This window comes from Ottowia caeni (genome assembly GCF_050821495.1).
Lineage (GTDB): Bacteria > Pseudomonadota > Gammaproteobacteria > Burkholderiales > Burkholderiaceae_C > Ottowia > Ottowia caeni.
This window is the reverse complement of sequence record NZ_CP151080.1, coordinates 1680536-1706743: the sequence shown is the minus strand read 5'-3', so window position 1 is coordinate 1706743 and position 26208 is coordinate 1680536. Positions and strand designations below refer to the sequence as shown.

Genomic DNA, 26208 nt, shown 5'->3' with positions numbered 1-26208 from the left:
CCTTAATGCTGCCTCGCCTGCAATTCTGCAACCAACTTGCTCATCCTGTGTCGCTCCGCCTCGAAACCCTTTATGGTGGCCGAAATGGAGGTCAGATACTTCGCCACGTCCTTGAACCGCTGATCCTCCCGGCAAGGACTCCCATCACCGTCGACCGGCAAAAAATCGGCGCGTTGACTATTCATGGCTTCACGGTAAACACTTTCATAGCGGTCCGCAGCGTTGCAAAGATCAACCTTTGGGCGTATCCATTCCATTACCTGGCGAACCCCCTGGGCATTGAATTTCAATATCTCGCCGTAAATATAATCGGCATTCAAATTGGCTTTTGAAAGAGAACTGGCGCCGAATTTTCCAAACATTCTCTCCATGTTGTCTGGCTGGATCATCTCCGCAACTCCAGACTCGTCGCTGATAATTACTGCACACCCCATCGACATCGCCTCAATTGCACAACGGCCAACAGAGAAAACAATGTCATAGTTTTTCAGCTCCTCTTCTGGATTGGAAATCGGGTTTCCAGATTTATGACCGAATACATCCAGCCTCTTCAACCCAGCCTTCATGCATGCCGCTGCTACCACCTCGACCAATCTGCTGTTTCTACCAACCCCGTTGCCAAATATGGCCGCACTCAGCGGCGCAACGTTAATTTTCTCTTTGACTACAAATTTTCCGAGATCCACGAAGTTTGGAATAATCTCAATATCGTCTCGCTTTACCGCACAGGTGGTGGATATATACTCTCTGGTGAGCTCCCCCACTGCGACATACTTCTTTATATTACAAAACACTGGAGGCACCTCGGGCCATGGAAACCAGCCATGACACACATATATAGCCGGCGTATTGTAGAAATACACCATTGCCGCCATTGCTTCCAGATGGTGCTGCCCGTGAATGATGTCGGGGACATTCCCCAGCGCATCGAGATTCGACACCACAGGAATACACGCCTCCTTGAGCTCTTTCTCGATCATCCCGAGCTTCATGCTGAAAGCAACCGGAAAATGCCCCCTGCGGCGGAATTCTTTGGCCAGATCGAGAATAACCATTTCCGACCCACCCCTAATATCCAACGTATTATTGGTGAACAGAATATTCAGGCGCTTATCAGCAGTCATTGACTCCCCTTCCGCAGGAAAATACTACCGACCGGACCAGCGGCAAAACAGGCACCCGTACGCTCACCAAGAGTGGCCTGAAAGAACAGCCCCCCGAGGGCTCGAAGATCTCCACGCCAATGAATTTTTGCCCTCAACCTGCCCAAACAAGCCGCATGCAAGGAGTCTAAACCTGTTCTTTAGCGCCAAGAGAACTGCCGAACTGGGCCCTCGGACAGCCTCCTGACGCGATAACTGGAGCTAGACTTTTTCCAGGATCAGCGCGATCCCTTGACCCACACCAATACACATCGTGCACAGTGCATAGCGTCCGCCTTGTGTATGCAGACGATTGACAGCCGTTGTTGCAAGACGGGCGCCCGACGCACCGAGTGGGTGGCCGAGAGCAATGGCACCACCCCATGCGTTAACGCGCTCGTCGTCGTCTTTCATGCCCAGCATACGCATGACCGCCAGGCCTTGCGCGGCAAAGGCCTCATTCAGCTCAATGACGTCGATCTGGCCGAGGGTCAGACCCGTGAGAGCCAACACTTTCTCGGTCGCAGGAGCAGGCCCGATGCCCATCACGCGCGGAGCGACGCCAGCAGTTGCCATGCCGACCACTCGCGCCTTGGGTGTCAGACCGTGTTTGGCAGCACTCGCCTCGTCAGCCAGCAGAAGCGCGCAGGCGCCGTCGTTCACGCCGCTGGCATTGCCAGCGGTCACGGTGCCGTCAGGCCTCACCACGCCCTTGAGCGCTGCCAATTTTTCAAGACTCGTCGCGCGCGGATGCTCGTCCGTGTCGACCACCAGCGGATCGCCCTTCTTCTGCGCGATGGTGACGGGCGTGATTTCGCGAGCCAGATGACCGGCTTGCTGAGCTGCCACGGCACGCATCTGGCTAGCCAATGCCATTTTGTCTTGTGCCTCGCGCTCGATCTTGTAATCGGTCGCCACATTTTCAGCCGTCTCGGGCATTGCATCAACGCCGTACTGCGCTTTCATCAGCTTGTTGACGAACCGCCAGCCAATGGTGGTGTCATAGACCGCGTTGGCACGGCTGAAGGCGCTTTCCGCCTTGGGCATGACGAAAGGCGCGCGGCTCATGCTCTCCACCCCGCCAGCGATCATCAGCGTAGCCTCACCTGCCTTGATCGCACGCGCGGCAGTTCCCACTGCATCCAGCCCGGAGCCACAGAGGCGGTTGATGGTGGCGCCCGGAACTTCGAGTGGCAAGCCGGCCAACAGACTGCTCATGTGCGCGACGTTGCGGTTGTCTTCGCCAGCCTGGTTGGCACAACCAAAGATCACATCGTGGACAGCCTGCCAGTCGACATTGGGGTTGCGCGCCATGAGTGCCCTGAGAGGGATGGCGCCCAGATCGTCTGTGCGCACACTGCTTAAGGCACCCCCGTATCGACCAAAAGGCGTACGAATGGCGTCGCAAATGAATGCTTGATTCACGGTTAACTCTCCTGACTTGGTTTGATTGGATAGGGCGATGTTATCGCGATCGCGCACTGCCTCACTGCGCGTGCTACGCTTGCCGCCCTATGTTCAGTCCAAGTCAAGCCGATGTCCGCCGTTTTTTTTGCGGCGTGTGGGCAAAATCAAGCACCAGCCAACCCATGGAAGCCATTGAAACACTGGCAGCCGGCTGGATTGAAGAACACCCGGAATGGCACGCCGAACTGGCCGACGCTGATGCAGCGGTCAAGCGCAATTACGGAGACGGGGCAGTGGGTGGCAACCCATTCTTGCACCTTTCCATGCACCTAGCCATCAGCGAGCAATGCAGCATCGATCAGCCGCGCGGCATTCGGCAGGCGGTGGAATTGCTGGCCGCCAAACGAGGCAGCCTGCACGAGGCCCATCACGAGACCATGGAGTGCCTAGGCCAGATGCTGGCAGACGCTCAATCACGCAGACAAGCGCCGGATGGCGACGTCTATGTCGCTAGCGTGCAGAGGCGCGCCACGCGATCTTGAGGACTAGTGGACCTGGAACTGTCTTTAGGTTGAACAGGGAACGGGTTCCAAGTTCAACCGTTGACCCTGATGGCCAGGGTCATGAGTCAAAATAATTCGACCTCAACCCAGAGTCGGAATTACCTGAAGCGCGACTGAGGCACCGTCTTCAGCTCGCCGTCAAGTGAGCCGATGTAGTCTGACATGGCCTTGAGCTCGGCATTTGAAAACTGCTTTGCCATGCCAGCCATGACTGGGTTCGAACGCCCCCAGGTGTGGTTGGCGTTGTCTTTGTAGGCCTTGAGGGATGCAAAGAGGTAGTCGGGATACTGACCAGCAATCTTGGGGTAACCGGGGTCAATCGGCTTGGAGAAGTTGTCTCCGTGGCACGATACGCAAGCGCCCTTCTGTAGCAGTTGGGCCACCTGTGCATTGGCAGCTGCGGGCGCAGGCAACGCTACCGCCATCTGGCCTTGACCGTTTTGCTCGTAATAGGCCGCCACGTCGGCGATGTCCTGCTCGGTCAAGGTAGCGGCAATGCCTCGCATGCTGGGATGCTTGCGATCGCCCTTCTTGTAGCCCTCAAGCACGAGGGTGATGTACTTGGCGTTCTGCCCTGAAATCTTGGGTACCCGGTACACCTCGGGGAAACTTGACTTGTATCCCTGGATGCCGTGGCAGCCAATACACATGGCAATTTTGCCGGCGCCGGCGTTAGCGTCGCCGGTAACGCCCTGTGCTTGGGCTGGAAGGACTCCCGCAGCTGCGAGAGTCAGTGCTGCGAACATCGGGGACAAGGTCTTTTTCATTTTGCGCGCACAATTACAGTGGTTTGATCCGGATCAGCGGCTGATTGTAATCGAGCCTCCCCGGAGCGCCTCATTCGTAAACCCCCTTCGTTTTGCTCCTTTACCCGACATGAAATTTCAAGGCTCCGAGAACTACGTCGCCACGCAAGATCTGATGCTGGCGGTTAATGCATCCATCACGCTCAAACGCCCGCTGCTGGTCAAAGGTGAGCCCGGTACGGGCAAGACCATGCTGGCTGAAGAGGTCGCGCAGGCTCTGGGCTTGCCGCTGCTGCAGTGGCACATCAAGAGCACCACGAAGGCACAACAGGGCCTCTACGAATATGATGCAGTGAGTCGCCTACGCGACTCTCAACTGGGTGACGAGCGCGTCAAGGACATTCACAACTACATCGTGAAAGGCGTGCTGTGGCAGGCATTCACCGCAGAAGAGCCGGTGGCCCTGCTTATCGACGAAATCGACAAGGCGGATATCGAGTTCCCTAATGACCTGCTGCGCGAGATCGACCGCATGGAGTTCCATTGCTATGAGACGCGCCAGCTCATCAAGGCCAAGCACCGGCCATTGGTGTTCATTACATCCAACAACGAAAAGGAACTGCCCGACGCCTTCCTGCGCCGCTGCTTCTTCCACTACATCAAATTCCCTGATGCCGAGACGATGCGCCAGATCGTCGATGTGCACTTCCCCAACCTCAAGCAGGAGCTGCTCAGCGCTGCGATGAAGGTGTTCTACGACGTGCGCGGCTTACCGGGCTTGAAGAAAAAACCGTCCACCAGCGAATTACTCGACTGGCTCAAGATCTTGGTTGCAGAGGACATTCCACTGGCCGCTCTGCAAAGCACCGACAGCAAGGTTTCAGTGCCTCCCATGGTTGGAGCGCTGCTCAAGAACGAGCAGGACGTGACCTTGTTCGAGAAACTGGTGTTCATGAACCAACGCAATCGCTAGCAGGCACATTCATGCAGCAAGATGAAAATACCTCTGCTGGTCTGCTCTTGCTGCAGGGCATCAGCCAGGCGGTTGGATTCGTGGCCGGCGCGCTACTTGGGCGCTGGATCGGGCTAATGTTCGGCTGGGACGCGCTCAGCCCGGACGGCTACACCGGACCCGCCATGCTCGGCATCGCGCTGATCGGCATTGGCGGTGGCGTGGGCCTGCAGTTGGCGCGACGCTGGTATGCGCGCCGCTACGGCACGCCAAGAACACAATCGAAAAATGACTTCTGACACCTTTGTAAGGCCGGTACCGTTGCGACGCGACGGTGTACTCCTGGAGCCCCTGTCCGCCAAGCATGAAAGCGGATTGCGCGATGCCGCTGCGGACGGCAGGCTATGGGAAATTCGTGTCACCTCCGTGCCCGAGCCTCAAGACACCCGCAGCTATATCGAAACTGCTCTCAGCATGCGTGAGGCCGGAAACAGACTTGCTTTCGCCGTCACGGACGAAGCGAGCGGAAAGGTGCTGGGATGCACAAGCTACCATGACATCGTTCCAACCCTCCAGCGGGTGGAGATTGGCTGGACTTGGTACCGGGCAAGCGTGCAGCGCACCCATATCAACACAACCTGCAAGCTCCTGTTGATGACTCATGCGTTTGAAACGATCGGCTGCGCGGTCGTCGGCTGGCGCACCGACAACTTCAATTATGCGAGCCAACGCGCCATTGAGCGCCTGGGTGCTCGCAAGGACGGTGTCTTGCGTCACCACGCGCTTCGCCGTGACGGCACAGTGCGCGACACAGTGATGTACAGCATGACGGCTGCAGAGTGGCCTGAAGCCAAGGCGCAATTGTTGTATCTGCTGGCTCGGGGACAGACAAAAAGTCCCCCAACTACTTGATTTGAAAGCGATTTGACAGTGGTCCAGAATTTCTGTGGATAACTCTGTTGATACCTGGCGGGAGAATTGCCTGGGAGCCTTGTGTATCAAGGCTTTGCTTAGAATGCCCACAAAAGCGGCAATTTCCAAATTCGTTACAAATCAAATACTTACGACGCCTGCCCTGAGAGGGTGAACGACAGGCCAGCTTTCCGACGTTGGTGCGCCGCAGCACAAAATTTGTGCATAACTTGCAACAGTGGACTAAAACATACCCTTAAAACGTTCACGCAGCAGGTTCTTCTGCACCTTGCCCATGGTATTGCGAGGCAGCTCCGCCTCAATAAAGCACCGCTTGGGTATCTTGAAGTTGGCGAGGCCGGCCTTGAGCTGCGTCAGCAAGGCTTCGCCGTCAGGTTGCTGCCCCGGTTTGGGAATGACGACCGCTATACCCACTTCTCCAAAGTCCGGGTGGGGCACGCCGACCACCGCGCTTTCTGCCACTCCGGGCAGTTCGTTAAGGTAGCCCTCGATCTCGGCAGGGTAGACGTTGTAGCCGCCACTGATGATGAGATCCTTGCTCCGTCCGACGATCGTGACATAGCCTCGCTCATCCTGCAGGCCCACATCCCCTGTCTTGAAGAAGCCATCTGGGGTGAATTCTTCGGCGGTTTTCTCGGGCATGCGCCAGTAGCCGGAAAAAACTCCCGGGCCTGCGACCTGGATGCCCCCTATTTCGCCTTTGGGCGTGGGTTCTCCGCTCTCGCCTTGCACACGCAGTTGAACGCCCGGTAGCGGGAAACCGACTGTTCCGCCCCGACGTTCACCCTGATTGCCAAAGCGGGCATCAGGAAGGTACGGGTTGCTGGTGAGCATGATGGTTTCACTCATGCCGTAGCGCTCGAGAATGGTGTGACCGGTGCGCTCACGCCACTCATTGAAGGTTTCGAGGAGCAAGGGCGCCGAACCGCTGATAAACAAGCGCATATTCGCTGCCTGGGCAGGGGTTAGTGAAGTTTCCGCGAGCATGCGAACGTACAAGGTCGGCACACCCATGAACACTGTGGCACGTGGCATCTCTTCGATGACTCGCTTAGGATCAAACTTGCCCATCCAGAGCATCTTGCTTCCGTTCAGCAAGGCGCCATGGATGGCGACAAAGAGGCCGTGTACATGGAAGATGGGCAATGCGTGGATCAGCACGTCACCCGGTTGCCATCCCCAATACTCCTTGAGCATGAGTGCGTTCGAGAGCAGGTTGCCATGGGAAAGCATGGCACCTTTGCTGCGCCCGGTAGTGCCGCTTGTGTAGAGAATGGCTGCCAGGTCGCCCGGTTGCTTGACCGCGGGTGCCTGCTGATCGCTGAAATGTGATGCACGTTCAAGCAGACTCCCGGTGCGGTCGTCGTTCAGCGTGAAGACGTGGCGGGCACCAGCCTTGAAGGCCAGCTTGCTGACCCAGTTGAAGCTCTTACTGGAACAGACCACCACTGCCGGCTCAGCGTTGCCTACGAAATACTCGATCTCTGCGCTTTGATAGGCGGTGTTCAGCGGAAGAAATACAAAGCCAGCCCGCAGGGTGGCAAGGTACAGGATCATCGCTTCGACCGACTTCTCGACCTGCACGGCCACTCTGGGTGGCACACCATCGGATGAAGGGGGAATGTCCAGCGATTGAAGCAGGTTGGCGATCATCGCCGTAGCTCGATCAAGATCGCGCCAAGAGTAGGTGAGCCCCTCGTCCGTTTCGATGGCGGGGGAGTTCAGGTCAGCCGGGAAGGCGGCGCGCAGCGCCGTGAAAAGGTTGTAGTGCTTCATTTTGGGTAGATCTGGTTGGAGTTGGCCGACTCGGATCAGGCTGTCGCCAAGTGGTCACAAAGCTTTGATTTCAATAGAACTTAGGTGCTCGTTTGCCCAAGAACGCAGCGATGCCCTCGCGATGTTCAGCGCTACTTGCATAGTTGTAAGCAGAGGGAAGTATGCCGTCGAGACCTTCACCTGGATTCGATCCGCTACACCTGCCACCGAGGGCGCGAAGAGTCTGCTTGTTCATGCGAGCGGCCTCAGGAGCCAGGCTGGCGATACGACGGGCTCGCTCACCGGCGTACGACATCAGTTCGTGTTCATCCACGATTGCATGCAAAAACCCCCGTGCCTTCATCTCCGGTGCATCCAGAACTGCGGCTTCCAGAAGCATTTCGCGAGTGGAGGTCTCCCCGGCGACTTGCATGACCAGTTGGGCTTCACGAGGCGCCATCGGGAACCCTAATCGAGCGATTGGCGCACCAAAACGCGCTGAGCGGCTAGCGATACGAATATCGCAGCAGCAGGCAATCTCGACACCGGCCCCCATGCAATGACCGTCAATGGCGGCGACGATAGGGACATCGCAGGAGAGCATGGCTTCCAAGCCACCCCAAACATCTTCCTCATGGAAGGCGCGCAACTGCGCTTCATCGAAGCGAAACCCTGGGTACTCAGCGATATCCCCCCCGCGCAGAACTGTCGGCCGTGGCCTTGAAGCAAAACACAGCGCCACTCCTTACTGGCCTGAATGGAGAGGAATACCTCGCGCAAAGCGCGCCACATGCTGCGCGACATGGCGTTGTACTTACCCACGTGATCCAAGGTGACGATGGCAAGGCCCTCCTCACTCGCCATTGAAACCTGGCCTGCGCTCCCGCTATTCAAATTGGACATTACCAAAACACTCCTGCTCAATTTTCCAATCCACCCAACACCACGTCACCGCATAGGCGCGCCCTGGTTCAACGGAGAAACGAGCATGCCGAGGTCGGCCTCAGCAAAAAGCAGCGGCCCAACGCGAAGAGAAACACAAGGATACCGGGTGGTCGCACCCGACTTCAAAGCACCGCCATCACAGCGCCCTCTCCTGTCAACTTTGATTACCTCAACAGTGATTTTTGTAGCAAAAAGAACACATTTTGGTGAACTGTAGCCGCGGGCCATGCGTGGGAGCTGAAGGCTATCAGGCCTGGTGCGACTCACAACAAAAAAATGATCCGGCATCTCGGCCTCCGCTGCCCCTTCTATTAATGGAGTACTTTAATACTATTTATATTCCAACAAGTAGTGCCAATCGATTCAATAAAAGAGTACTTTCGCACTCTTCTTCACTCCAATCAATCTTTCGCAACGAGTTAAAAACTACCCAATCCAAGCTACTTTCATGGCGACAGGCATCTCCATTTGCGATGTCCGTGATCTCCAACTGCGAATACGTGCTTTCCCCATACATAGATACTATGGTTTACTTCTTGCGACATTCATTAGTGATAGATAGTTCTTTCTAGCTGCAATTCGAAGAATCTTTCGGAGCGCAAAGCCAAGAAAGAACCTTTCGTGACGAATAGAAGCATGTAGTCGTTTTTACTACCTAGTAGTTTCGAGAATAAATCGCGGACCACACAATGCAAAGTTCAGGCGTCACCATCTTCAAAAAGTACAACCGACTCTGTCTCCGTGCCTGGAAAGAGGAGGATGTGAACCCATACGCGGAACTGGTAGGCGACCCGGAAGTGATGAAGTACATCAGCAACGGGATACCAAGAGATACAGAGACAGCACGCAGAGAAATCGAGAACTTCAGTAAAGAAATCCTGGAACAAGGATGGTCCCGCTGGGCGGTCAGCGTTGGGGAAGACGGGCCCTTCATCGGATATGCGGGCTTCTCAAAAAAGCCTTACGGGACTGACTTCGGGATGAGATTTTTGCCTCAGTACTGGGGAAATCCACACACCTACATAGCTTGCTGCCTGGCGCTGGAATACGGATTCGAGGAAATCAGGTTTCAGGAGATTCGCACCATCACCAACAAAAATCATCAGCGCGGACTTTCTTTCATGAAGAAATTATTCAGCTCAACGCCCACGGAAGCCACGCTAGGAACGGACGAGTTCAAGATGTACATCATTAGCCGAGATGAATACATTGAAAAAGAATACGCGAAGAATCGAATAAAAATGAGTGAACACGAAAGCGCCTGGAACAGACGGACCGCCACAAAAACAAAATCACAAGAAAATGATCATAGAAGCGTACTTGCTAACTGTTTCGTGCCGCAACTGAATGGAAGATCCCTTGCCTGAGGGAGGGTGCACTGAGTACCGCATGGAGAAAAACAGCCTATGACCGCCCAAAATCTCATCGCTTCCCAGGAAAATCAGCTAGGCGACCTACAGGCCGACCCCATAAAGTCTGTGGCTGGCTTGTGCGACCATACCCCATGGAAAAAAAATCAGCGCTAAGGCATGCTTATTTGCTCGCTGGCATCCTGCTTCTTCTTTTCAGAGTCGCCTCTATATTTGCTTTCTACGGGCTAACATTCGTCGCCCCGGAGAGCCATAAGAAGAAGCTGTACCAGCTCTTGATCAGATCACTGGGAATCAGAATTCACCTGAATGCCCCGGCGGAAGAGATTAAAAAACACACGGATGGTTGTGTCGTAGCCACGAATCACGTGTCCATCATGGACACCCTCATTTCCTTGGGGCTTCCCAATGCCACCATCATGATCGGAAATCCGATCAGCCAACTGAATTTCTTTAACAGAATTCTGTACACTGCCGCGCTGAACCTTTCTCAGGTCAAGCAATGGCATGTGCTGGAGCGGAGAGATTTGGTAAAGCGGATTCAAGAGTGGCGCCAAAACCAGTCAGGAACTACGTTGTACACGACGCCTGAGATGACGATCAGCAACCAGCGTGGCCTCTTCAAATTTAACTCCGCCTTCCTGTCTTTTGACCTTCCGGTGGTTCCGCTGGCAACCCACATAGACACCAACATCGGCTTGAACGTTAACCCCATTAACTCGTCAAACCTGGCCATCATCGCTCGACTCCTGATGGCTCCTAAAATAATCTTTAAACTGCATTACCTAGACCGCGAAGTCAAACTCGCAGACGAAAGTAAAGATCAGTTCGCCCAAAGGGTGCAGCAGGCCGTAGCACGACAGCTCAGGGTTCCAGCCACTACTTGGACAGCAGCCGACAAGCACGCCTACCGTAAAGAACTCCAGGGCGGAGGCAAAGCAAGAAAATAATGAGCGCAGATCACCCAGCGTTTACACCTCGAGCCAATGTCATATTTGACTTCGATCTCACGATACTTCCGGAAGAAAGTACGCATCGACTGGCACACACAGCTATTCGCGGCCATTCACAGCTGAACGAATTCCTCGAGAATTTCCAGCTTAAAAATAAGTCAAGCAGAGAGAAATTCAGTGATGCATTCAACTTTATTCGTGTCGTTACAAAGATTAATAAAGCCACAATACGTGAGTGCATAGATCAACTGCGGCCGAAAATAGACCCGGTCTTCGGTGCGTTGTTCAGCGAACTCAAAAGCGCGGGTATCAAACCACACATCATATCCAGTGGATATTTTGAAGTCATTTCCCCGCTCTTGAATGAGCTTGGAATACCCAATCAAGATATAGCGGCGAATAGATTTTTATGGCTTGGCAACCAGGCAATTTTTATAGCACCCTCACCTTTACACGGGAGTAAGGGCAAGGTCGCACTCATCAATGGTTGGAAGTCATCAGGCAAGCTTGTTGGACCAGTTGTCATGATCGGTGATGGCCAACCCGACCGCAATGTTTTCTCAAACGGCATGGCTGACGGATTCATTCAGGCAAACTACTACATCAACCCCGTCAACCCAAATTTGTCAGGGAATTTTTCGATCGCAGAAACTCCAGCCTCGTTGAGCGAGCATATCCATGAATTGCTCAGCCCTTACCTTCCTGATACACGGATGAGCGTCAAAGCCGCATGAGCAAGGCACACAATCCGACTGAAGGAGAAAATTCGTTATCAAGGACTCAGCGGCTTTCGTTTATCTGCGTTCTGACAGGTGCAGCGCTCTCTGTTTTAGATAGTACTGCCATCGCCTTGGCGTCCCCGTCCATAGCAAAAGAGTTTGACGTACCTCCATCCAACGTTGTTCTCATGATGAACGCGTTCCAGATCGCGGTACTAGCGATGCTCCTTCCGCTCGGAATCATTGGAGAACGAGTTGGCTACAGGAAAATATATCTATTTGGGTTAACACTCTTTTCCATCTCATCAACGCTTGCCTTTTTTACTGATTCCTTGATTACCCTGCTCATCGCAAGAGTGTTTCAAGGCATTGGCGCGGCAGGAATGATGAGCGTGACCACTGCATTAGTGCGGTTGATTTTTTCCGATGCCAAACTAGGCAAGGGGTTGTCCACCAACTCCATGGTGGTCGCTGTAGCTTCAGTGGCAGGACCTTTGTTTACAGCATCCGTTCTTTCAATGGGATCCTGGAGATGGATTTTTGCATTGAATGCTGCAATAGGTATCGCAGCTATAGCGATGGCCTTAGTCTCTCTTCCCCGTAATCCCCATCAGCAAGAGCGCCGCAGTTCGGCGACATCTTTTGGAATCGGATTCATCTTAAACGCAGTCACTTTTACCTTGATATTTGTTGGCGCAAACTCGCTGGCACTCGGTGAAAATGTCGTGAACGTTTCGTCGGCTGGGTGGCTCACACTTGGCGTAGGCGGGGTCGTGGCTTGCCTTTACATTTGGCATCAATCGAGGGTGAGCCATCCGATCTTGCCCTTGGACGTCCTGAAGATTCCGCAGGTGTCAAGAACACTCGGTGCATCCGTGTGCGCCTATTGCGCTTTAACCATCGCACATCTCGGGCTGCCATTTTTGCTGCTTGAGACCTACAAGATTTCGACTTTTGAAACCAGCTTTCTATTGACTGGCTGGCCGATTGCCGTCGTGCTAGTGGCACCTTTCGCTGGAAGACTTATCGGACGCTATCCAAACGGACTCCTCAGCTCCGGAGGAATGCTTTTTCTTGCGATGGGCCTTTTCTCACTGGCCTTGACACCCTCAGAAATTACAAATTTCGATCCGTTCTGGCGCATCATTCTGTGCGGTGCGGGCTTTGCTCTTTTTCAGCCTCCGAACTACCATAGCATCATTACTTGCACCCCCTCAGAGCGCAGTGGCGCCGGAAGCGCCATGATCAGCGTGGCCAGATTGATGGGGCAGGCGGTTGGCGGCACCTTGTTGGCTACAACGTATGCTTTGTGTGCTGATCAGAAGGGGGCCGCTGAAATGATCGGCATGCTTGTAGCCTGCGGCTTCGCTCTATTAGCTGGAGTTCTCTCATTTCTCACTCCCAAAGCAACGTCACACCTAGGCACGGCTTCAAGTTGAAATGAGTCCCTTGATCTGACCTGAAACGGGAATTTTCGCTTGCGCCAGCATAGCCCGGTGTTTGTCCAGACGATTCAGATCGTATAAATAATTCACCATCAAACCATAAGACTGCTTTAGTCCCTTCGGCGATGGGTCGGCAAGCCAGTTCAGGCGCTCTACTCGAGCCCCGTTACCCAAATGAAAGCGTGCCACTGGGTCTATCGGCCTGATTCCATCAATGCCCCGTGCCAGATACTCGGAACCGCACGACATGAGCCAGCGACGGAGGGCGGAAGTTTCGCTCAACTCAGCCACTCGCTCCAGCGCAGCTAAAAGGGCCTTGGACGTCACTGGCTCCCCGACTTCGCGCCCCAAAGCCTGTTGAGTTCGAGCGGGTGCGCTCTTCAGCAGACGCGACGCATTTTTTCCCAGCCAGTTGCGCAGACCTGGAATAGGCGAAAGAGTTGCAAATACCTTGAGGCGAGGAAATTCCTCTTTGAGTTCGTCGACGACCCGTTTGATCAGAGAATCTCCGAAACTTACGCCCCGCAATCCGGGCTGGGTGTTACTGATCGAATAAAAAATAGCGGTGGTCGCTTTTGTCAGATCGGCTGCGGCAGCGGACTCATCCAGCAATGGTGTAATGCTCTCGGCCAGGTTGCCAAGCAGTGCCACCTCCACAAATATCAGGGGCTCCTGCGGCAGTCTCGGATGGAAGAATCCGTAACAGCGGCGATCGCTGTCCAGCCGATTCTTCAGATCTGCCCAACTGCGTATGTCATGCACTGCTTCGTACTTGATCAACTTCTCCAGCAGGGAGGCTGGAGAGTCCCAACTCATGCGCCGCAACTCCAGAAAGCCTACGTCAAACCACGTCGAGAACATGTATTCCATCTCGACATCAAGCGCAGCCAGCGTTGGGTGGGCACGCAGATGGGGTAGCAACTGCTCGCGCATGTCCACCAGAAATCGGACCCCTTCCGGAAGCACCGAGATGCGCTGGAGAATGCGTCGGCGAGGCGACACCGTGTCACGGCGCAGTCGCACTTCGGCGGCAGCTTCATCGGGCGTACCGATCGCCGCAACGTATTCGGCCTGCGCAGCCTTGGCCTTGCTCTGATCAGCCACGAATTGCTCACTCATCAGCTGCCAGAGGTCAAGCCGCTCCTCAAGCGTGGCGCTCTCGTACCAGTCAATCAGCGCGCGTGCGCGACGGCCACCCTCGATCTCCCCAATGCGGGGGTCAATGACGGCCTGCAACTGCTCCAGCAATTTGCGCAGAGCGCGCGGCGACAGGGCCTCGCCATTGCGTCCCAAGACAGCATCCAGCCGCACATGGCTTGTGCGCCTCGCTCGCGGTAAGTTGTCAGAAGAAATTGAATCAACTTCATCGTTCATGACGAGCCCATTCGCTTTAACCCACAATTCAGGAGCTTATCTGCTGTCGCTTGGTAGCCCACAACCACATCAGCACACCCGCTACGACCATCGGCACACACAGCCATTGCCCGCGGGACCAACCAAGCGCCTGGAGGCCAAGGAATGCATCGGGTTCACGAAAGTATTCGGCGATGAATCGAAACACCCCATATCCGACCAGGAACATTCCACTTACCTGCCCCATTTTGCGCGGCTTGCGAGCGTACAGCCACAATAAAACGAACAGCAGCACACCTTCCAGGAGAAACTGGTACACCTGCGAGGGATGACGCGGCTGCGGGCCTGCCGCCGGAAATATCATGGCCCATGGCAAAGCTGGATCGGCCATCCGACCCCACAACTCGCCATTGATAAAGTTGCCCACGCGCCCCGATGCCAAGCCCAGAGGCACGCATGGAGCGATCAGGTCGGTGACCTGAAGCCAGGGACGCTGGCGCGAGTAAGCCCACCAGATCATCGCGACGATGACCCCGAGCATGCCGCCATGGAAGGCCATGCCCCCCTGCCAGATAGCGAAAATTTCTATAGGGTGAGACAGGTAATACGCCGGCTTGTAGAACAGGCAATACCCCAGCCGCCCGCCCACTATGACTCCGAGCACTCCGTAAAACAGCATGTCTTCGATGTCACGCCGGTTCCAAGGGGCAGGCATTGTGATGCTGGCATAGGGTTCGTGCCTGAGCCGCCGAGTGGCGAGCCAGAAGAACAGCGCGAACGCCACCAGATAGCTAATGCCGTACCAGTGAACGGCCAGCGGACCGAGACGCAGGGCAACAGGATCAATTTCAGGATGAATCAGCATGGGGGCATTGTAGGAAGATGAGACTCGGTCTGAGATGAAGCCCCATGAGGAGCTCGCACGCCCTCCTCCTCTTACGCAAACAGCCGGCTCAACTCCGGCGCCGCCGCTGCGCGCTGGTGGGTCGCCCGATGGCCTTTCGTTGGCGATCTAACCGCACCTGAGTCCGCTTCTGGATTTTTTCCATGGCCTTTCGCTTGGTATAGCCCGACCAATCTGCCCATGCCCACCAAAGCACCGCACCTGCAAACGGTGCAAGAACGAGCCACCAACTCCATCCGGTCACGGGATCTATCTCAAAGTACTTCAGAAGCAACAGAATGATTCCCAAACCCAGCAGATACATGGATTTTCCTTAAAGGAGATTAGTTTTCACAAGAAGCCTGGGTCAACTCGCGCCGATACAATGGCGTTATCAGATAGAAGAATGTAGCTTAATTACCCGCGAGAAAGGAACGACATGAAACGCGCGTTGATCGTCCTGGCCACTTTGGCTGCCGTGTCTGCACCTGTTATGGCAAACGAAGCCTTGGCCAAGTCCAAGAACTGCATGGCGTGCCACTCCGTTGACAAGAAACTGGTTGGCCCGTCCTACAAGGACGTGGCCGCCAAGTATGCCAAGGATGCAGGCGCGGCGGACGCACTGGCTGCCAAAATCATCAAGGGAAGCAGTGGCGTCTGGGGTGCCATCCCCATGCCACCTAACGCCACCCTGAGCCCTGCTGACGCCAAGACCTTGGCAACCTGGGTACTTTCAATCAAGTAAGCCCTGATAAGCGCGAAGCCTTTCTGCCTGCGGCACCCTCAGGGATTGACTGAGATTTCTCAGGTGCCCAAAGCGAAGGGTGTTGCGCTGATCGTTTGCTAACAAAACCCGCTAAAACCCGCTGCCTCACTGCAGCGGGTTTTTTATCGGCTTGATCAGTACGTTTGATCGAGTTGGGTCAGGATCTGCGGGTTCTCCAGGGTACTGGTGTCTTGGGTGATGTTTTCGCCTTTAGCCAGGCTTCGTAGCAAGCGCCGCATGATCTTGCCCGAGCGGGTCTTGGGAAGGTTCTCGCCGAAACGGATGTCCTTGGGCTTGGCAATCGGGCCAATTTCCTTGGCCACCCAGTCACGAAGTTCCTTGGCAATTTGCCTGGCTTCATCTCCCTCTGGCAATGAGCGCTTGAGCACCACGAACGCGCATATGGCCTCTCCCGTGGTGTCGTCGGGGCGCCCCACCACAGCCGCCTCGGCCACCAGATCCGTTTTGGCGACCAAGGCAGATTCAATTTCCATGGTGCCCATACGGTGACCTGATACGTTCAGCACGTCATCAATGCGACCGGTGATGCGGAAATATCCGCGTTCGGCGTCTCGTACCGCACCGTCGCCTGCCAGGTAATAACCCTTGAGTTCTTCCGGGAAATAGCTCTTTTTGAATCGCTCCGGGTCGCCCCAGATGGTGCGAATCATGGCTGGCCAAGGCTTCTTGATCACCAGAATGCCGCCCGAACCATTGGGCACATCATTGGCAGCCTCATCAACAATGCCTGCTGCAATACCCGGGAGCGGCAGCGTGCAAGATCCCGGCACCAGCGGGGTGGCCCCCGGCAGCGGTGTAATCACGTGGCCGCCGGTTTCGGTTTGCCAGAAAGTATCCACGATAGGGCAGCGTTCTCCGCCCACGTGCTTGTGATACCAAATCCACGCTTCAGGGTTGATCGGTTCACCAACGCTTCCCAGAATGCGAAGACTACCCAGATTCCAGTTCTTGGGGTGTACCTTCTCGTTGGTCTCGGACGCCTTGATCAGCGAGCGAATGGCCGTGGGCGCCGTGTAGAAGATGGTGCACTTATGGCGCTCGATCATCTTCCAGAAGCGGCCAGCATCCGGGTAGGTGGGCACGCCTTCAAACACGATCTGTGTGGCTCCGGCGGCGAGTGGTCCGTACGCCACATAGGTGTGGCCGGTAATCCAGCCAATGTCTGCCGTGCACCAGAAGATGTCGCTGTCCTTCAGATCGAAAGTCCAGTCCATCGTCATTTTGGCCCACAGCAAGTAGCCGCCGGTGGAGTGTTGTACGCCCTTGGGCTTGCCGGTAGACCCACTGGTATAGAGCACGAAAAGCGGGTGTTCCGCACCGACCGCCACAGGTGCGCACTCGGCTGACTGACCCTGCAAAATCTGGGCGAAGGTCTTGTCGCGGCCGGTCACCATGTTGCAGGCGGTGGCAGTGCGCTCGAACACGAACACATTCTTGACTGACTCGCATCCGCTCATCGCCAGCGCCTCGTCCACAACCGCTTTCAGAGGCAGCTCCTTGCCGCCACGCATCTGGTAGTTGGAGGTGATCACGGCCACTGCGCCGACGTCGATGATGCGCTCCTGCAACGCCTTGGCGGAGAAACCGCCGAACACCACGCTGTGCGTTGCGCCTATCCGCGCGCAGGCCTGCATGGCCACCACACCCTCTATGGTCATCGGCATGTAGATCAGGACACGGTCACCCTTTTTGATGCCGTGCGCCTTCAGGCCATTGGCAAACTGCGCTACCCGGGACAGCAATTCCCGGTAGGTTACGCTGGTGACGGAGCCGTCATCGGCCTCAAAGAGGATAGCGGTCTTGTTCTCAACCGGCGTTCCCATGTGCTTGTCGAGACAGTTTGCGCTGGCATTGAGTTCACCGTCGTCGAACCAGCGAAAGAACGGCTTGTTGGATTCATCAAGCACACGCGTGAATGGCTTGCTCCACACCAAATTCTCCCGGGCCTGACGACCCCAGAACCCTTCAGGGTCTTGGTCGGCCTCGGCGTAAAGCGCTTCATAGGCAGGCATGCCGGAAATGCATGCCGCCTTCACCATGTTTTCGCTGGGAGGGAACACGCGGTTTTCAATCAGGACTGATTGGATGGCACTCATGAGGACGGTCTCCTTCGTGGTTGTGTATGGATGGCGTTAGGTCGCGCATTTCAAGCCCTCGTCATCATCCGACCGGGCTCTTACAAAGTTCTGACTTCGCAAAACTCTGGAGACTGTCGACAAAAAAAAGATTGCTGACAGCATCCATGGTGCTGCGCATGACACGGATGGTTTTTACAATTGTCGCTTTTATCAGATTCAGGCCGGGTTTCGTCCGGCCCCACTCATTTCATGGTCGACCCGACTAATATTTCCTCCAACCGCTCTCTGCGTCCGCTGCCCGCACTGATCTTCGCGAGCCGCTGGCTACAACTTCCGCTTTACCTCGGACTGATCGCGGCACAGGGCGTCTATGTGATGCATTTTCTGATCGAGCTCTGGCATCTGATTGAAGCAGCGTTCGGCAACCAGCAGGCGCTGGAGGCCCTTGTTACTGCGATTGGATACAAAAGCAACATTCCGGTCACAACTTTGAATGAAACTGTGATCATGCTGGTGGTGCTGGCATTGATCGACGTGGTGATGATCTCGAACCTGCTGATCATGGTCATCATCGGCGGCTACGAGACTTTCGTCAGCCGACTCGACCTGGAAGGACACCGCGACCAGCCCGAATGGCTTAGCCATGTGAATGCTTCAGTATTGAAAGTCAAACTGGCCCTGTCGATCATCGGCATCAGCTCCATTCACTTGCTCAAGACCTTCATCAATGCCGACAACTACACCGACAAGGTGCTCATCGCGCAAACGGTGATTCACGCCGTGTTTCTGCTCTCCGCGATGGCCATTGCCTACACGGACAAGCTGATGTCAGCCGGGGCAGAAAAGGGGCACTGATACACGCCGGAGCCCTTACACCATGTCGCCCGGACGTACCCAGGCATCGAATTGCTCACCGGTCACATAGCCGGTGGCTAGCGCGGCCTCGCGCAGGCTGGTGCCTTCCTTGTGCGCCTTCTTGGCAATTTGCGCGGCCTTGTCGTAGCCAATGTGCGTGTTGAGGGCGGTTACCAGCATCAGGGACTGATCCACCAACTCCTTGATGCGGGCGCGGTTCGGCTCGATTCCCATGGCGCAATGATCGTTGAAGCTGACCATGCCGTCGGCCAGCAGGCGCACGCTTTGAAGAAAGTTGTGCGCGATCATTGGCCGGAAGACATTCAACTCGAAGTTTCCGCTGGCGCCTCCTATGTTGATCGCCACATCATTGCCCATGACCTGGGCACAGAGCATGGTCAACGCCTCACTCTGCGTAGGATTGACCTTGCCGGGCATGATGGATGAACCCGGTTCGTTTTCCGGAATACTGAGCTCACCAATGCCGCTGCGCGGCCCGCTGGCCAGCCAGCGAACATCATTGGCGATCTTGGTCAGGCTGGCAGCCAGGCCTTTGAGTGTGCCGTGGGCATATACGAGGGCATCGCAGCTGGCCAGCGCTTCAAATTTATTGGGCGATGTCACAAAGGGCAAGCCGGTCAGCCTGGCAAGCTCGGCAGCAGCGCCTTCGGCATAGCCCTTGGGGGCGTTCAGACCCGTGCCCACTGCAGTACCCCCCAACGCCAATTCACACAAATGGGGCAAGGCGGAACGCACATGTAGCGCCGCATGCTTGAGCTGAGCCGCATAACCTGAAAATTCCTGCCCCAGAGTGAGCGGTGTGGCGTCTTGCAGGTGGGTGCGCCCAATCTTCACAATATCTGCAAAGTCGCTCGACTTCACTTCCAGGGTAGCGCGCAGTCTGGCAATGGCGGGAAGCAACTTGCCGCTTATCGCCTGCACTGCGGCCACATGCATGGCAGTTGGAAAAACGTCGTTGCTGGATTGGCTTTTATTGACATCGTCGTTCGGATGCACAAGCCTCCCCTCTCCACGCTCACCGCCCATCAACTCGCTGGCACGGTTGGCAAGGACCTCGTTCAGGTTCATGTTGGTCTGGGTGCCTGAGCCGGTTTGCCAGACAACCAGGGGAAATTCCGCAGAGTGCTGGCCTGCAAGCACCTCGTCGGCGGCGGCCACTATGGCTCTGGCCCTGGCCTCCTCAAGCAGACCGAGTTGGTGGTTGATGGTCGCCGATGCTCGCTTCACGAGCGCGAGCGCATGAATGATTTCGCTCGGCTGACGCTCGCCAGATATATCAAAATTTTGTAGTGAACGCTGAGTCTGCGCGCCCCAAAGCCGATCGGCAGGAACGCCAATAGTGCCAAGAGTGTCACGCTCGGTGCGTTGGGCGAGATGGGCTTGAGCGCGCGTTGTCATGGCAGAGCCTGTCAAAATAGAGGGTTCGCCGCAACGGTAGCAGAGGAATAATGTCCATGCGCGCGACTTTCTTTCATAGCCAACCCGGAACAAGGAACCCCCACGCCATGACCGCCATCAAGCAGGATGACCTGATCGAATCCATCGCCGCCGCACTGCAGTACATCAGCTACTACCACCCGGCTGACTATATTGCCCACTTGGCCCGCGCCTATGAGCGAGAGCAAAGCCCCGCTGCCAAGGACGCCATGGCGCAGATCCTCACGAACAGCAAGATGAGCGCGCTCGGCCACCGCCCGATCTGTCAGGACACCGGCATCGTGAACGTGTTCCTGAAAGTCGGCATGAATGTTCGCTGGGAAGGCTTTACCGGCTCACTGGAAGACGCCATCAATGAAGGCGTGCGCCGAGGCTACAACCACCCGGACAACACCCTGCGCGCCAGTGTGGTGGCCGACCCTCAGTTCGCGCGCAAGAACACCAAGGACAACACGCCTGCCGTTATCTTCACCGAAATCGTACCGGGCAACACGGTCGACATTACCGTGGCGGCCAAGGGAGGCGGATCTGAGAACAAGAGCAAGATGGTCATGCTCAACCCAAGTGACAGCGTGGTGGACTGGGTGCTGAAAACGGTGCCGACCATGGGCGCAGGCTGGTGCCCTCCTGGCATGCTCGGCATAGGCATTGGCGGCACCGCTGAAAAAGCCGTCTTGCTGGCCAAGCAAAGTCTGATGGAAGATCTGGACATGTACGAGCTGCAAGCCAAGTCTGCCAAGGGCGACAAACTCACGCAAGTGGAAGAGTTGCGCCTGGAACTGTTCGAAAAAGTCAATGCATTGGGTATCGGCGCCCAAGGCCTGGGCGGCCTGACCACCGTGCTGGACGTCAAAATCGCCATGTACCCCACCCACGCCGCCAGCAAGCCCGTGGCCATGATTCCCAACTGCGCCGCCACGCGTCACGCGCACTTCGTGATGGACGGCAGCGGACCGGTCTACCTGGAAGCCCCCTCGCTCGACCTGTGGCCCAAGGTGGACTGGATGCCCGACACCCAAAAGAGCAAGCGTGTCGATCTGAACCAGCTGACCAAGGAAGAGGTTGCCAGCTGGAAGCCGGGCGACACGCTCCTGTTGAATGGCAAGATGCTGACCGGCCGCGATGCGGCCCACAAGCGCATTCAAGACATGCTGGCCAAGGGCGAGAAATTGCCGGTCGACTTTGCCAACCGCGTCATCTACTACGTGGGCCCGGTCGACCCCGTGCGAGAGGAGGCTGTCGGGCCGGCTGGCCCCACCACGGCCACGCGCATGGACAAGTTCACCGAAACCATGCTCTCGCAAACCGGCCTCATTGCCATGATCGGCAAGGCTGAGCGTGGGCCGGTGGCGATCGAGTCCATCAAGAAGCACAAGAGCGCCTACCTGATGGCCGTTGGCGGTGCAGCTTACCTGGTGAGCAAAGCCATCAAGAATGCCAAGGTCGTCGGCTTCGAAGATCTGGGCATGGAAGCCATCTACGAGTTCGATGTGGTGGACATGCCCGTCACAGTTGCCGTGGATGCCGGCGGAATCAGCGTGCACAACACCGGCCCCGCCGAGTGGGAAAAGCGGATCGCCACTGGCGAATTCAAAGGCATTGCCCTCGCGTCTGCCTGATCTCGTGGCCAGCGCTTAACCCACGATCCTAAATCCGGCAGTTGACCGCTTGCAATCATCAGGAAAGCCGCATGAACACTGGATTTCTATGCTCCGATAACGCTCACCCGTTAGGTGAGAGCACTACGCACCCGAGGGCGACCTGCTCGGGCGCGTCCAACTACCGGATCTAGGATCATGACCTCCAGCGCGCCCATTGGCGTGTTCGACAGCGGCATCGGGGGTGTTTCGGTGCTCCGGGCGCTGCTTGCAGCGTTGCCCGGTGAGCGCTTCGTCTATGCAGGCGACAGCGCCCACGCCCCCTATGGAGAACAAGGCGACGCGCACGTGATCGCGCGCTCAGAGGCAGTGCTGGCCAGCCTGCGACGAAGGTACGGCATCAAGGCGTTCGTGATTGCCTGCAATACGGCCACAGCTGCAGCGGGTCGTACGCTGCGCGAGCGCCATCCTGATCTGCCCATCATCGGCATAGAGCCGGCGCTCAAGCCCGCCACACTCGTCACCCGCACCAAACGGGTTGGGGTCATGGCCACGCGCGTCACACTTGCCAGTCAGAAGTTTCGTGACTTGCACGAACGGCTTTCAGGACCGGTAGAGTTCATATTGCGGGCCTGTGATGGTCTTGCCAGCGCCATCGAAAGAGAAGCCTTGACCGAACAGCAAGCCCAAACAGACGCACTGATCAATCAGCATGTGGGTGCGCTGGGGCCACTAGGAGATGCCCCTGGTCAAATAGACACCCTGGTGCTCGGCTGCACGCACTACCCACTGGTTGCCGCGCGCATCCAGCGGCAAGCGAGCCTCAAGGTGAACTTGATAGATCCCGGTGAGGCGGTTGCTCGCCACACCCGAGATATCTTGACTGCCAAAGGACTTCTGGCGGCTGCCCCGCCGTCAGAGCCGGTGCTGGAACTACTAGACAGCGGCGACGGTCAATCGCTCGGCGCGGCAGTAGCAAAATGGCTCGAGGGACCCGCGCGATCAGCGGTGTTGCAGCCGTTTTCTGTATAAAAGCGTGTTCACCTTATAACCCATTCACCGGTGCCGCACACTCATCGTCGCGCGAACAGTGGCTGCTCAAAGTGGCTGACGCGGGTCGGCCTACCTCTCAGACACACTTCTGAGAACTGATACAAAATGGCCCCCGTAGGAGCCGCGATCCACCGGCTTCCTACCGGCATGCGAAGGACAGGATGAGCGCTTTCTTCTATGGTTTCGAGCATAGGGGCATCCGGGCGCATGAACTCTGTCAACGGAATGCGGTGGGTACTGGCGACCTCCGCTTCATTGAGCTTGAGGCTTGCTATAGCCCCTGCCCAGACAACCACCGGCGTGATGCAAAAGCCTGAATGGGTCACGAAATCATCCAGCTTCCCGATGATGCTGCCGCTCGAAAGACAAAGCCCCACTTCCTCCTGAAGCTCACGGAGTGCTGCTTCTTCTGGGGACTCTCCCGGATCTATGACTCCACCGGGCAAAGCCCATTGTCCCGCGTGCTTGCGAAGCCCTGCAGCACGGCGGGTCAGGAGCATGGCAGTGTTGCTGCTCCATAGGCGGGGAGTTTCTATGCCCGGAACGTCTGCGCCAACCCCTTCATCGAGGATCGTCAGCGCTACGGCAGCGCGTTTTTTATGGTTTGCGTCATCCAGCGAAATCCTCTCCCACCCCGCGAGCGCTGAGTGAATTCTTAGTCTGAACTCTTCGTCGATTTTCATGGAGATTGAGCGTTCAACGCCGCATTGCGACCCCGCTGCACGTTGATGGGCCATAGAGCCAATAATCCAAACACGAACAGCAATGTGGTCGAAGCGATGGCCACGCGCTGGTTCCCATCCGTGACCCAGGTGATGACGCCATAGCACAGGGGACCAACTATGCTCGCCAGCCGAGTTGCCACGGTCCAGAGCCCAAAAAATTCGGCCAGTTGCCGTTGGGGGGAGAACAAGCCCACCATGGCCCGCCCTGCCGACTGACTGGACCCCATGCATAACCCTGCAATCGCAGCCGCCCACCAGAACTGACCCTTGGTCTGTGCCAGCGCCGCGATGACGCACGTGGCCATCCAGCCCAGCAGCGTGAGACCCAGCGCCGGCTTATGGCCGATGCGGTCCTGCAGATATCCACAACCAAAGGCGCCGCCTGCGGCCGCAATGTTGAGCACGAAGATCAGCACCATGGTCTCCTGCTGCACAAAGCCGATCACCTGCTCAGCATAAATCGCCGCCAACGTAATGGCCACCGCCACGCCTCCCTGGTAGGCCACGGTGCAGGCGAGCAACCAGATGAAGTCGCGATGGCGCTGTGCATCTCGCCAGGTGTGGCGCAACTGCCGCAGCGCCGCCCCGAGCCCCCACCCTGCCCAGTCGCAGCGGGCTTGGCTCGTTCGCGCAGCAGGGCAAAGGTAACCGTCGCGGCCGTTCCATAAAGCGCCGCCGTGATCAGCATGGTCACCGGAACGAACTGCGAAGCGGATTGCCCCTGCGCCTGCGCCCAAAGCACATATGCCAAGCATAAGCCGAGGGCCAGCATGCCTCCCAAGTAGCCGAAACCCCAGCCCCAGCCACTTACCTTGCCCATGCCTTCCGGGCGCGCCAGTTCTGGCAAGAATGCCCCGGTTAGCGACTCGCCGTAAGAATAGAAGGTGTTGGAAACAATGATGAGCAGTATCGCCAGCGCCACATCGCCCGGTTTGGCAAAAGCCAGCGCCGCCGTACCAAGGACGCAGCAGACGGTGAAAAAACCGAGCAACCGCTTCTTGGCAGCCCGGAGATCAGCCCACGCACCCAGGCTGGGCATGGTGAACATGACAATGGCATAAGAAGCGCTAAGCGCCGCCGTCCAGGCCAATGGGCCCCAGGGTGCACCTTGCGTGATAGCGCCCGCAAAATAGGCGGCGAACACGGCGGTGATGACGACTGTGGTGTAGCCCGAGTTGGCAAAGTCATACATCGCCCAGCCGAACACCTCGCGTTTTCTGACTCCGGGGTTCAGGACTTCGGACGACAACGTGCTCATGCAATCAGCTTTCAGGTCAGGCCATACATCAGTCAAACGCGCAGCCCAACCGGTGCAAATGACACCCGACTGGAGCGGCCTCAGCACCAGCGATCTGGGTCAGCGCCTCAAATCAGTGGAGGTGCCGCGGCCTGCGACCACCACCGTGGCCAGCGCCACCGCCGCCAGGGCTGCGCGGTGGCTTGCCCAATTCAAGTGAACTGGTGAGTGCCGTGAAGCGATCCGTGAAAAGTTTGTCGATCTCGGACACAACGCCTCCTAGTTCGGCGCCGTCGAAATGGCGCTCCATCAGGTGAACCACATCTTCCACCAGCAGATTGCGCTGTGCTTGCATGATGGCCTCGGGCGTGGGCCCCACAAAGAGCAGGACGAAATCGTCGCGAGACTCGCGCCCGGCGTCTTCGTCTTCTTCGTCAAACTGGACATCAAAGAAGGTGACCTCGATCTGGGCGCCTGTTTCCGAGAGTTCATTGAGGGTCATGCAAAGCTCATCAAGCTGATGGCGAAAATCTTCGTCGCCCTGCACGGTCCAGCACATTTGCAAGAGGTGCTGACGAGGGTCAAAGCGGATACCCGGTTCGTCCTCGTAGAAACTGGTCGCGCCATCGGCCAGGGAACGTGCGCCAGCATATTTCCACAGCGGTTTGAGGGCGTCCTGAAGGGTGTCGAAATCTACGTCGGAACGAAGCTTTACGTCGCCATGTACGTGGATTTCAAAGGGTGCGTCATCATGACTCATGGCAGATTCCTCTCGAAGGGTGCCCGAGCCGTACCTGAACGCCATGAGAGAGGCTGAACTGGGTCGGCTGCGGGGGTATGAATTCAGGTGCCGGGTACGGTCAGGAGTCGCTCCGGGGCAGGCAGCCTATTTTCCCACGAAAGGGTGAACAAGACTTTGCTTCGAGCTCAAGGCAACAAGAGGAACCGCAGGTGAGGAGAAAACTCCCCGAACGAGGCATTGGCGCAACTTTTGGTAATTTGGGTACTTTTTGCGCCGCCGAGCCCCTCTTCGCATCACGTTAAGACAAGTGCGAAGCTCGCACGTAGCATTCGATCATGTCTCCCAGAAGGCCGGGGTTGAAGCTTTCGCTCTGGGCGTGACCGGCCTGCCACTGAACACCGATGAGGTGGTCGTGAAGTCTGGGCATTTTGGGCTGGTGAATTGATCGGTCGGAGCGCAAGCGCTCCGACCAGGCATCAGCCGGAAGCAGCAACGGCGCATTGGTTCTG

Annotated in this window: 24 protein-coding genes and 2 pseudogenes; 12 read left to right on the top strand and 14 right to left on the bottom strand. The window is 56.6% G+C overall.

Going from position 1 to position 26208, the window contains the following annotated elements; genetic code table 11:
* Window positions 1-2: 2 nt before the first annotated feature.
* Together AAAK34_RS08265 and pcaF are read right to left on the bottom strand one after the other, a co-directional pair.
* The gene (locus AAAK34_RS08265) at window positions 3-1124 is read right to left on the bottom strand and encodes a glycosyltransferase (protein ID WP_231697150.1); all 1122 of its coding nucleotides are present in this window, start codon (window positions 1122-1124) and stop codon (window positions 3-5) included.
* Between the two features lie 240 nt (window positions 1125-1364).
* Window positions 1365-2567 (bottom strand): 3-oxoadipyl-CoA thiolase, encoded by a 1203-nt coding sequence (gene pcaF, locus AAAK34_RS08260; RefSeq protein ID WP_231697240.1) that lies wholly within the window; start codon window positions 2565-2567, stop codon window positions 1365-1367.
* An 89-nt stretch (window positions 2568-2656) separates the two neighbouring features.
* Between pcaF and AAAK34_RS08255 the strand changes: the two genes are divergently transcribed.
* Window positions 2657-3091 carry a DUF1841 family protein gene (locus tag AAAK34_RS08255; protein ID WP_231697151.1) on the top strand — a complete coding sequence of 145 codons (435 nt, stop codon included), beginning with the start codon at window positions 2657-2659 and terminating at the stop codon, window positions 3089-3091.
* A gap of 119 nt (window positions 3092-3210) precedes the next feature.
* Here AAAK34_RS08255 and AAAK34_RS08250 read toward each other — a convergent pair whose 3' ends face one another.
* Window positions 3211-3879 carry a c-type cytochrome gene (locus AAAK34_RS08250; protein WP_231697152.1) on the bottom strand — a complete coding sequence of 223 codons (669 nt, stop codon included), beginning with the start codon at window positions 3877-3879 and terminating at the stop codon, window positions 3211-3213.
* 109 nt (window positions 3880-3988) lie between these two features.
* Here AAAK34_RS08250 and AAAK34_RS08245 point away from each other — a divergent pair, with 109 nt between their 5' ends.
* The 3 genes from AAAK34_RS08245 to AAAK34_RS08235 are packed head-to-tail and all read left to right on the top strand — an operon-like array spanning window position 3989 to window position 5722.
* The gene (locus tag AAAK34_RS08245) at window positions 3989-4831 is read left to right on the top strand and encodes an AAA family ATPase (RefSeq protein WP_231697153.1); all 843 of its coding nucleotides are present in this window, start codon (window positions 3989-3991) and stop codon (window positions 4829-4831) included.
* An 11-nt stretch (window positions 4832-4842) separates the two neighbouring features.
* Entirely contained in the window at window positions 4843-5109 is a 267-nt protein-coding gene (locus AAAK34_RS08240; protein WP_231697154.1) for a hypothetical protein, read from the top strand.
* Entirely contained in the window at window positions 5099-5722 is a 624-nt protein-coding gene (locus AAAK34_RS08235) for a GNAT family N-acetyltransferase (protein WP_231697155.1), read from the top strand. The genes AAAK34_RS08240 and AAAK34_RS08235 overlap by 11 nt, the downstream gene beginning before the upstream one ends.
* Window positions 5723-5965: 243 nt before the next feature.
* Here AAAK34_RS08235 and AAAK34_RS08230 read toward each other — a convergent pair whose 3' ends face one another.
* Entirely contained in the window at window positions 5966-7519 is a 1554-nt protein-coding gene (locus tag AAAK34_RS08230) for a malonate--CoA ligase (protein ID WP_231697156.1), read from the bottom strand.
* A gap of 70 nt (window positions 7520-7589) precedes the next feature.
* Window positions 7590-8401, bottom strand: a pseudogene (locus AAAK34_RS08225) (enoyl-CoA hydratase/isomerase family protein).
* A gap of 731 nt (window positions 8402-9132) precedes the next feature.
* Between AAAK34_RS08225 and AAAK34_RS08220 the strand changes: the two are divergent.
* From AAAK34_RS08220 to AAAK34_RS08205, 4 genes are all read left to right on the top strand, one after another.
* The gene (locus AAAK34_RS08220) at window positions 9133-9810 is read left to right on the top strand and encodes a GNAT family N-acetyltransferase (RefSeq protein ID WP_231697158.1); all 678 of its coding nucleotides are present in this window, start codon (window positions 9133-9135) and stop codon (window positions 9808-9810) included.
* A 137-nt stretch (window positions 9811-9947) separates the two neighbouring features.
* A complete protein-coding gene (locus AAAK34_RS08215; protein WP_431777926.1) occupies window positions 9948-10763 on the top strand; it encodes a 1-acyl-sn-glycerol-3-phosphate acyltransferase in 816 nt (271 codons plus the stop codon).
* Complete coding sequence (locus AAAK34_RS08210; RefSeq protein ID WP_231697160.1) at window positions 10763-11500, top strand: HAD-IB family phosphatase; 738 nt, start codon at window positions 10763-10765, stop codon at window positions 11498-11500. The genes AAAK34_RS08215 and AAAK34_RS08210 overlap by 1 nt, the downstream gene beginning before the upstream one ends.
* A complete protein-coding gene (locus AAAK34_RS08205) occupies window positions 11497-12924 on the top strand; it encodes an MFS transporter (protein ID WP_231697161.1) in 1428 nt (475 codons plus the stop codon). Before AAAK34_RS08210 ends, AAAK34_RS08205 begins: the two co-directional genes overlap by 4 nt.
* Here the strand turns inward: AAAK34_RS08205 and AAAK34_RS08200 are convergent.
* The 3 genes from AAAK34_RS08200 to AAAK34_RS08190 form a co-directional block, all read right to left on the bottom strand.
* Complete coding sequence (locus tag AAAK34_RS08200; protein WP_231697162.1) at window positions 12916-14304, bottom strand: malonyl-CoA decarboxylase; 1389 nt, start codon at window positions 14302-14304, stop codon at window positions 12916-12918. The genes AAAK34_RS08205 and AAAK34_RS08200 overlap by 9 nt on opposite strands.
* A gap of 28 nt (window positions 14305-14332) precedes the next feature.
* Complete coding sequence (lgt, locus tag AAAK34_RS08195; protein WP_231697163.1) at window positions 14333-15148, bottom strand: prolipoprotein diacylglyceryl transferase; 816 nt, start codon at window positions 15146-15148, stop codon at window positions 14333-14335.
* An 88-nt stretch (window positions 15149-15236) separates the two neighbouring features.
* Window positions 15237-15491 carry a TIGR04438 family Trp-rich protein gene (locus AAAK34_RS08190; protein WP_231697164.1) on the bottom strand — a complete coding sequence of 85 codons (255 nt, stop codon included), beginning with the start codon at window positions 15489-15491 and terminating at the stop codon, window positions 15237-15239.
* 114 nt (window positions 15492-15605) lie between these two features.
* Between AAAK34_RS08190 and AAAK34_RS08185 the strand changes: the two genes are divergently transcribed.
* A complete protein-coding gene (locus tag AAAK34_RS08185) occupies window positions 15606-15911 on the top strand; it encodes a c-type cytochrome (RefSeq protein WP_431777925.1) in 306 nt (101 codons plus the stop codon).
* Between the two features lie 155 nt (window positions 15912-16066).
* Here the strand turns inward: AAAK34_RS08185 and acs are convergent, their stop codons facing one another.
* Entirely contained in the window at window positions 16067-18049 is a 1983-nt protein-coding gene (gene acs, locus AAAK34_RS08180) for an acetate--CoA ligase (RefSeq protein WP_231697165.1), read from the bottom strand.
* A 231-nt stretch (window positions 18050-18280) separates the two neighbouring features.
* Between acs and AAAK34_RS08175 the strand changes: the two genes are divergently transcribed.
* Window positions 18281-18886 (top strand): TIGR00645 family protein, encoded by a 606-nt coding sequence (locus AAAK34_RS08175; RefSeq protein WP_231697166.1) that lies wholly within the window; start codon window positions 18281-18283, stop codon window positions 18884-18886.
* Window positions 18887-18901: 15 nt separating this feature from the next.
* Here AAAK34_RS08175 and fumC read toward each other — a convergent pair whose 3' ends face one another.
* On the bottom strand, window positions 18902-20305 hold the full coding sequence (gene fumC / locus AAAK34_RS08170) for a class II fumarate hydratase (protein WP_231697242.1): 1404 nt from the start codon (window positions 20303-20305) through the stop codon (window positions 18902-18904).
* Window positions 20306-20412: 107 nt separating this feature from the next.
* On the opposite strand from fumC, the gene AAAK34_RS08165 reads away from it, so the two are divergent.
* Together AAAK34_RS08165 and murI are read left to right on the top strand one after the other, a co-directional pair.
* Window positions 20413-21963: a fumarate hydratase gene (locus AAAK34_RS08165; protein WP_231697167.1), complete on the top strand. Its 1551-nt coding sequence runs from the start codon at window positions 20413-20415 to the stop codon at window positions 21961-21963.
* A 177-nt stretch (window positions 21964-22140) separates the two neighbouring features.
* The gene (gene murI, locus AAAK34_RS08160) at window positions 22141-22974 is read left to right on the top strand and encodes a glutamate racemase (protein ID WP_231697168.1); all 834 of its coding nucleotides are present in this window, start codon (window positions 22141-22143) and stop codon (window positions 22972-22974) included.
* A gap of 41 nt (window positions 22975-23015) precedes the next feature.
* Here the strand turns inward: murI and AAAK34_RS08155 are convergent, their stop codons facing one another.
* The 4 genes and pseudogenes from AAAK34_RS08155 to AAAK34_RS08140 form a co-directional block, all read right to left on the bottom strand.
* Window positions 23016-23678 carry an NUDIX hydrolase gene (locus AAAK34_RS08155; protein ID WP_231697169.1) on the bottom strand — a complete coding sequence of 221 codons (663 nt, stop codon included), beginning with the start codon at window positions 23676-23678 and terminating at the stop codon, window positions 23016-23018.
* Window positions 23675-24978, bottom strand: a pseudogene (locus tag AAAK34_RS08150) (MFS transporter). Before AAAK34_RS08150 ends, AAAK34_RS08155 begins: the two are co-directional and overlap by 4 nt.
* Before the next feature lie 112 nt (window positions 24979-25090).
* Window positions 25091-25717 carry a DUF6806 family protein gene (locus AAAK34_RS08145; RefSeq protein WP_231697171.1) on the bottom strand — a complete coding sequence of 209 codons (627 nt, stop codon included), beginning with the start codon at window positions 25715-25717 and terminating at the stop codon, window positions 25091-25093.
* A gap of 280 nt (window positions 25718-25997) precedes the next feature.
* Window positions 25998-26126, bottom strand: coding sequence for a hypothetical protein (locus AAAK34_RS08140; RefSeq protein WP_431777924.1), 129 nt, complete (start codon window positions 26124-26126; stop codon window positions 25998-26000).
* Between the last annotated feature and the right edge of the window lie 82 nt (window positions 26127-26208).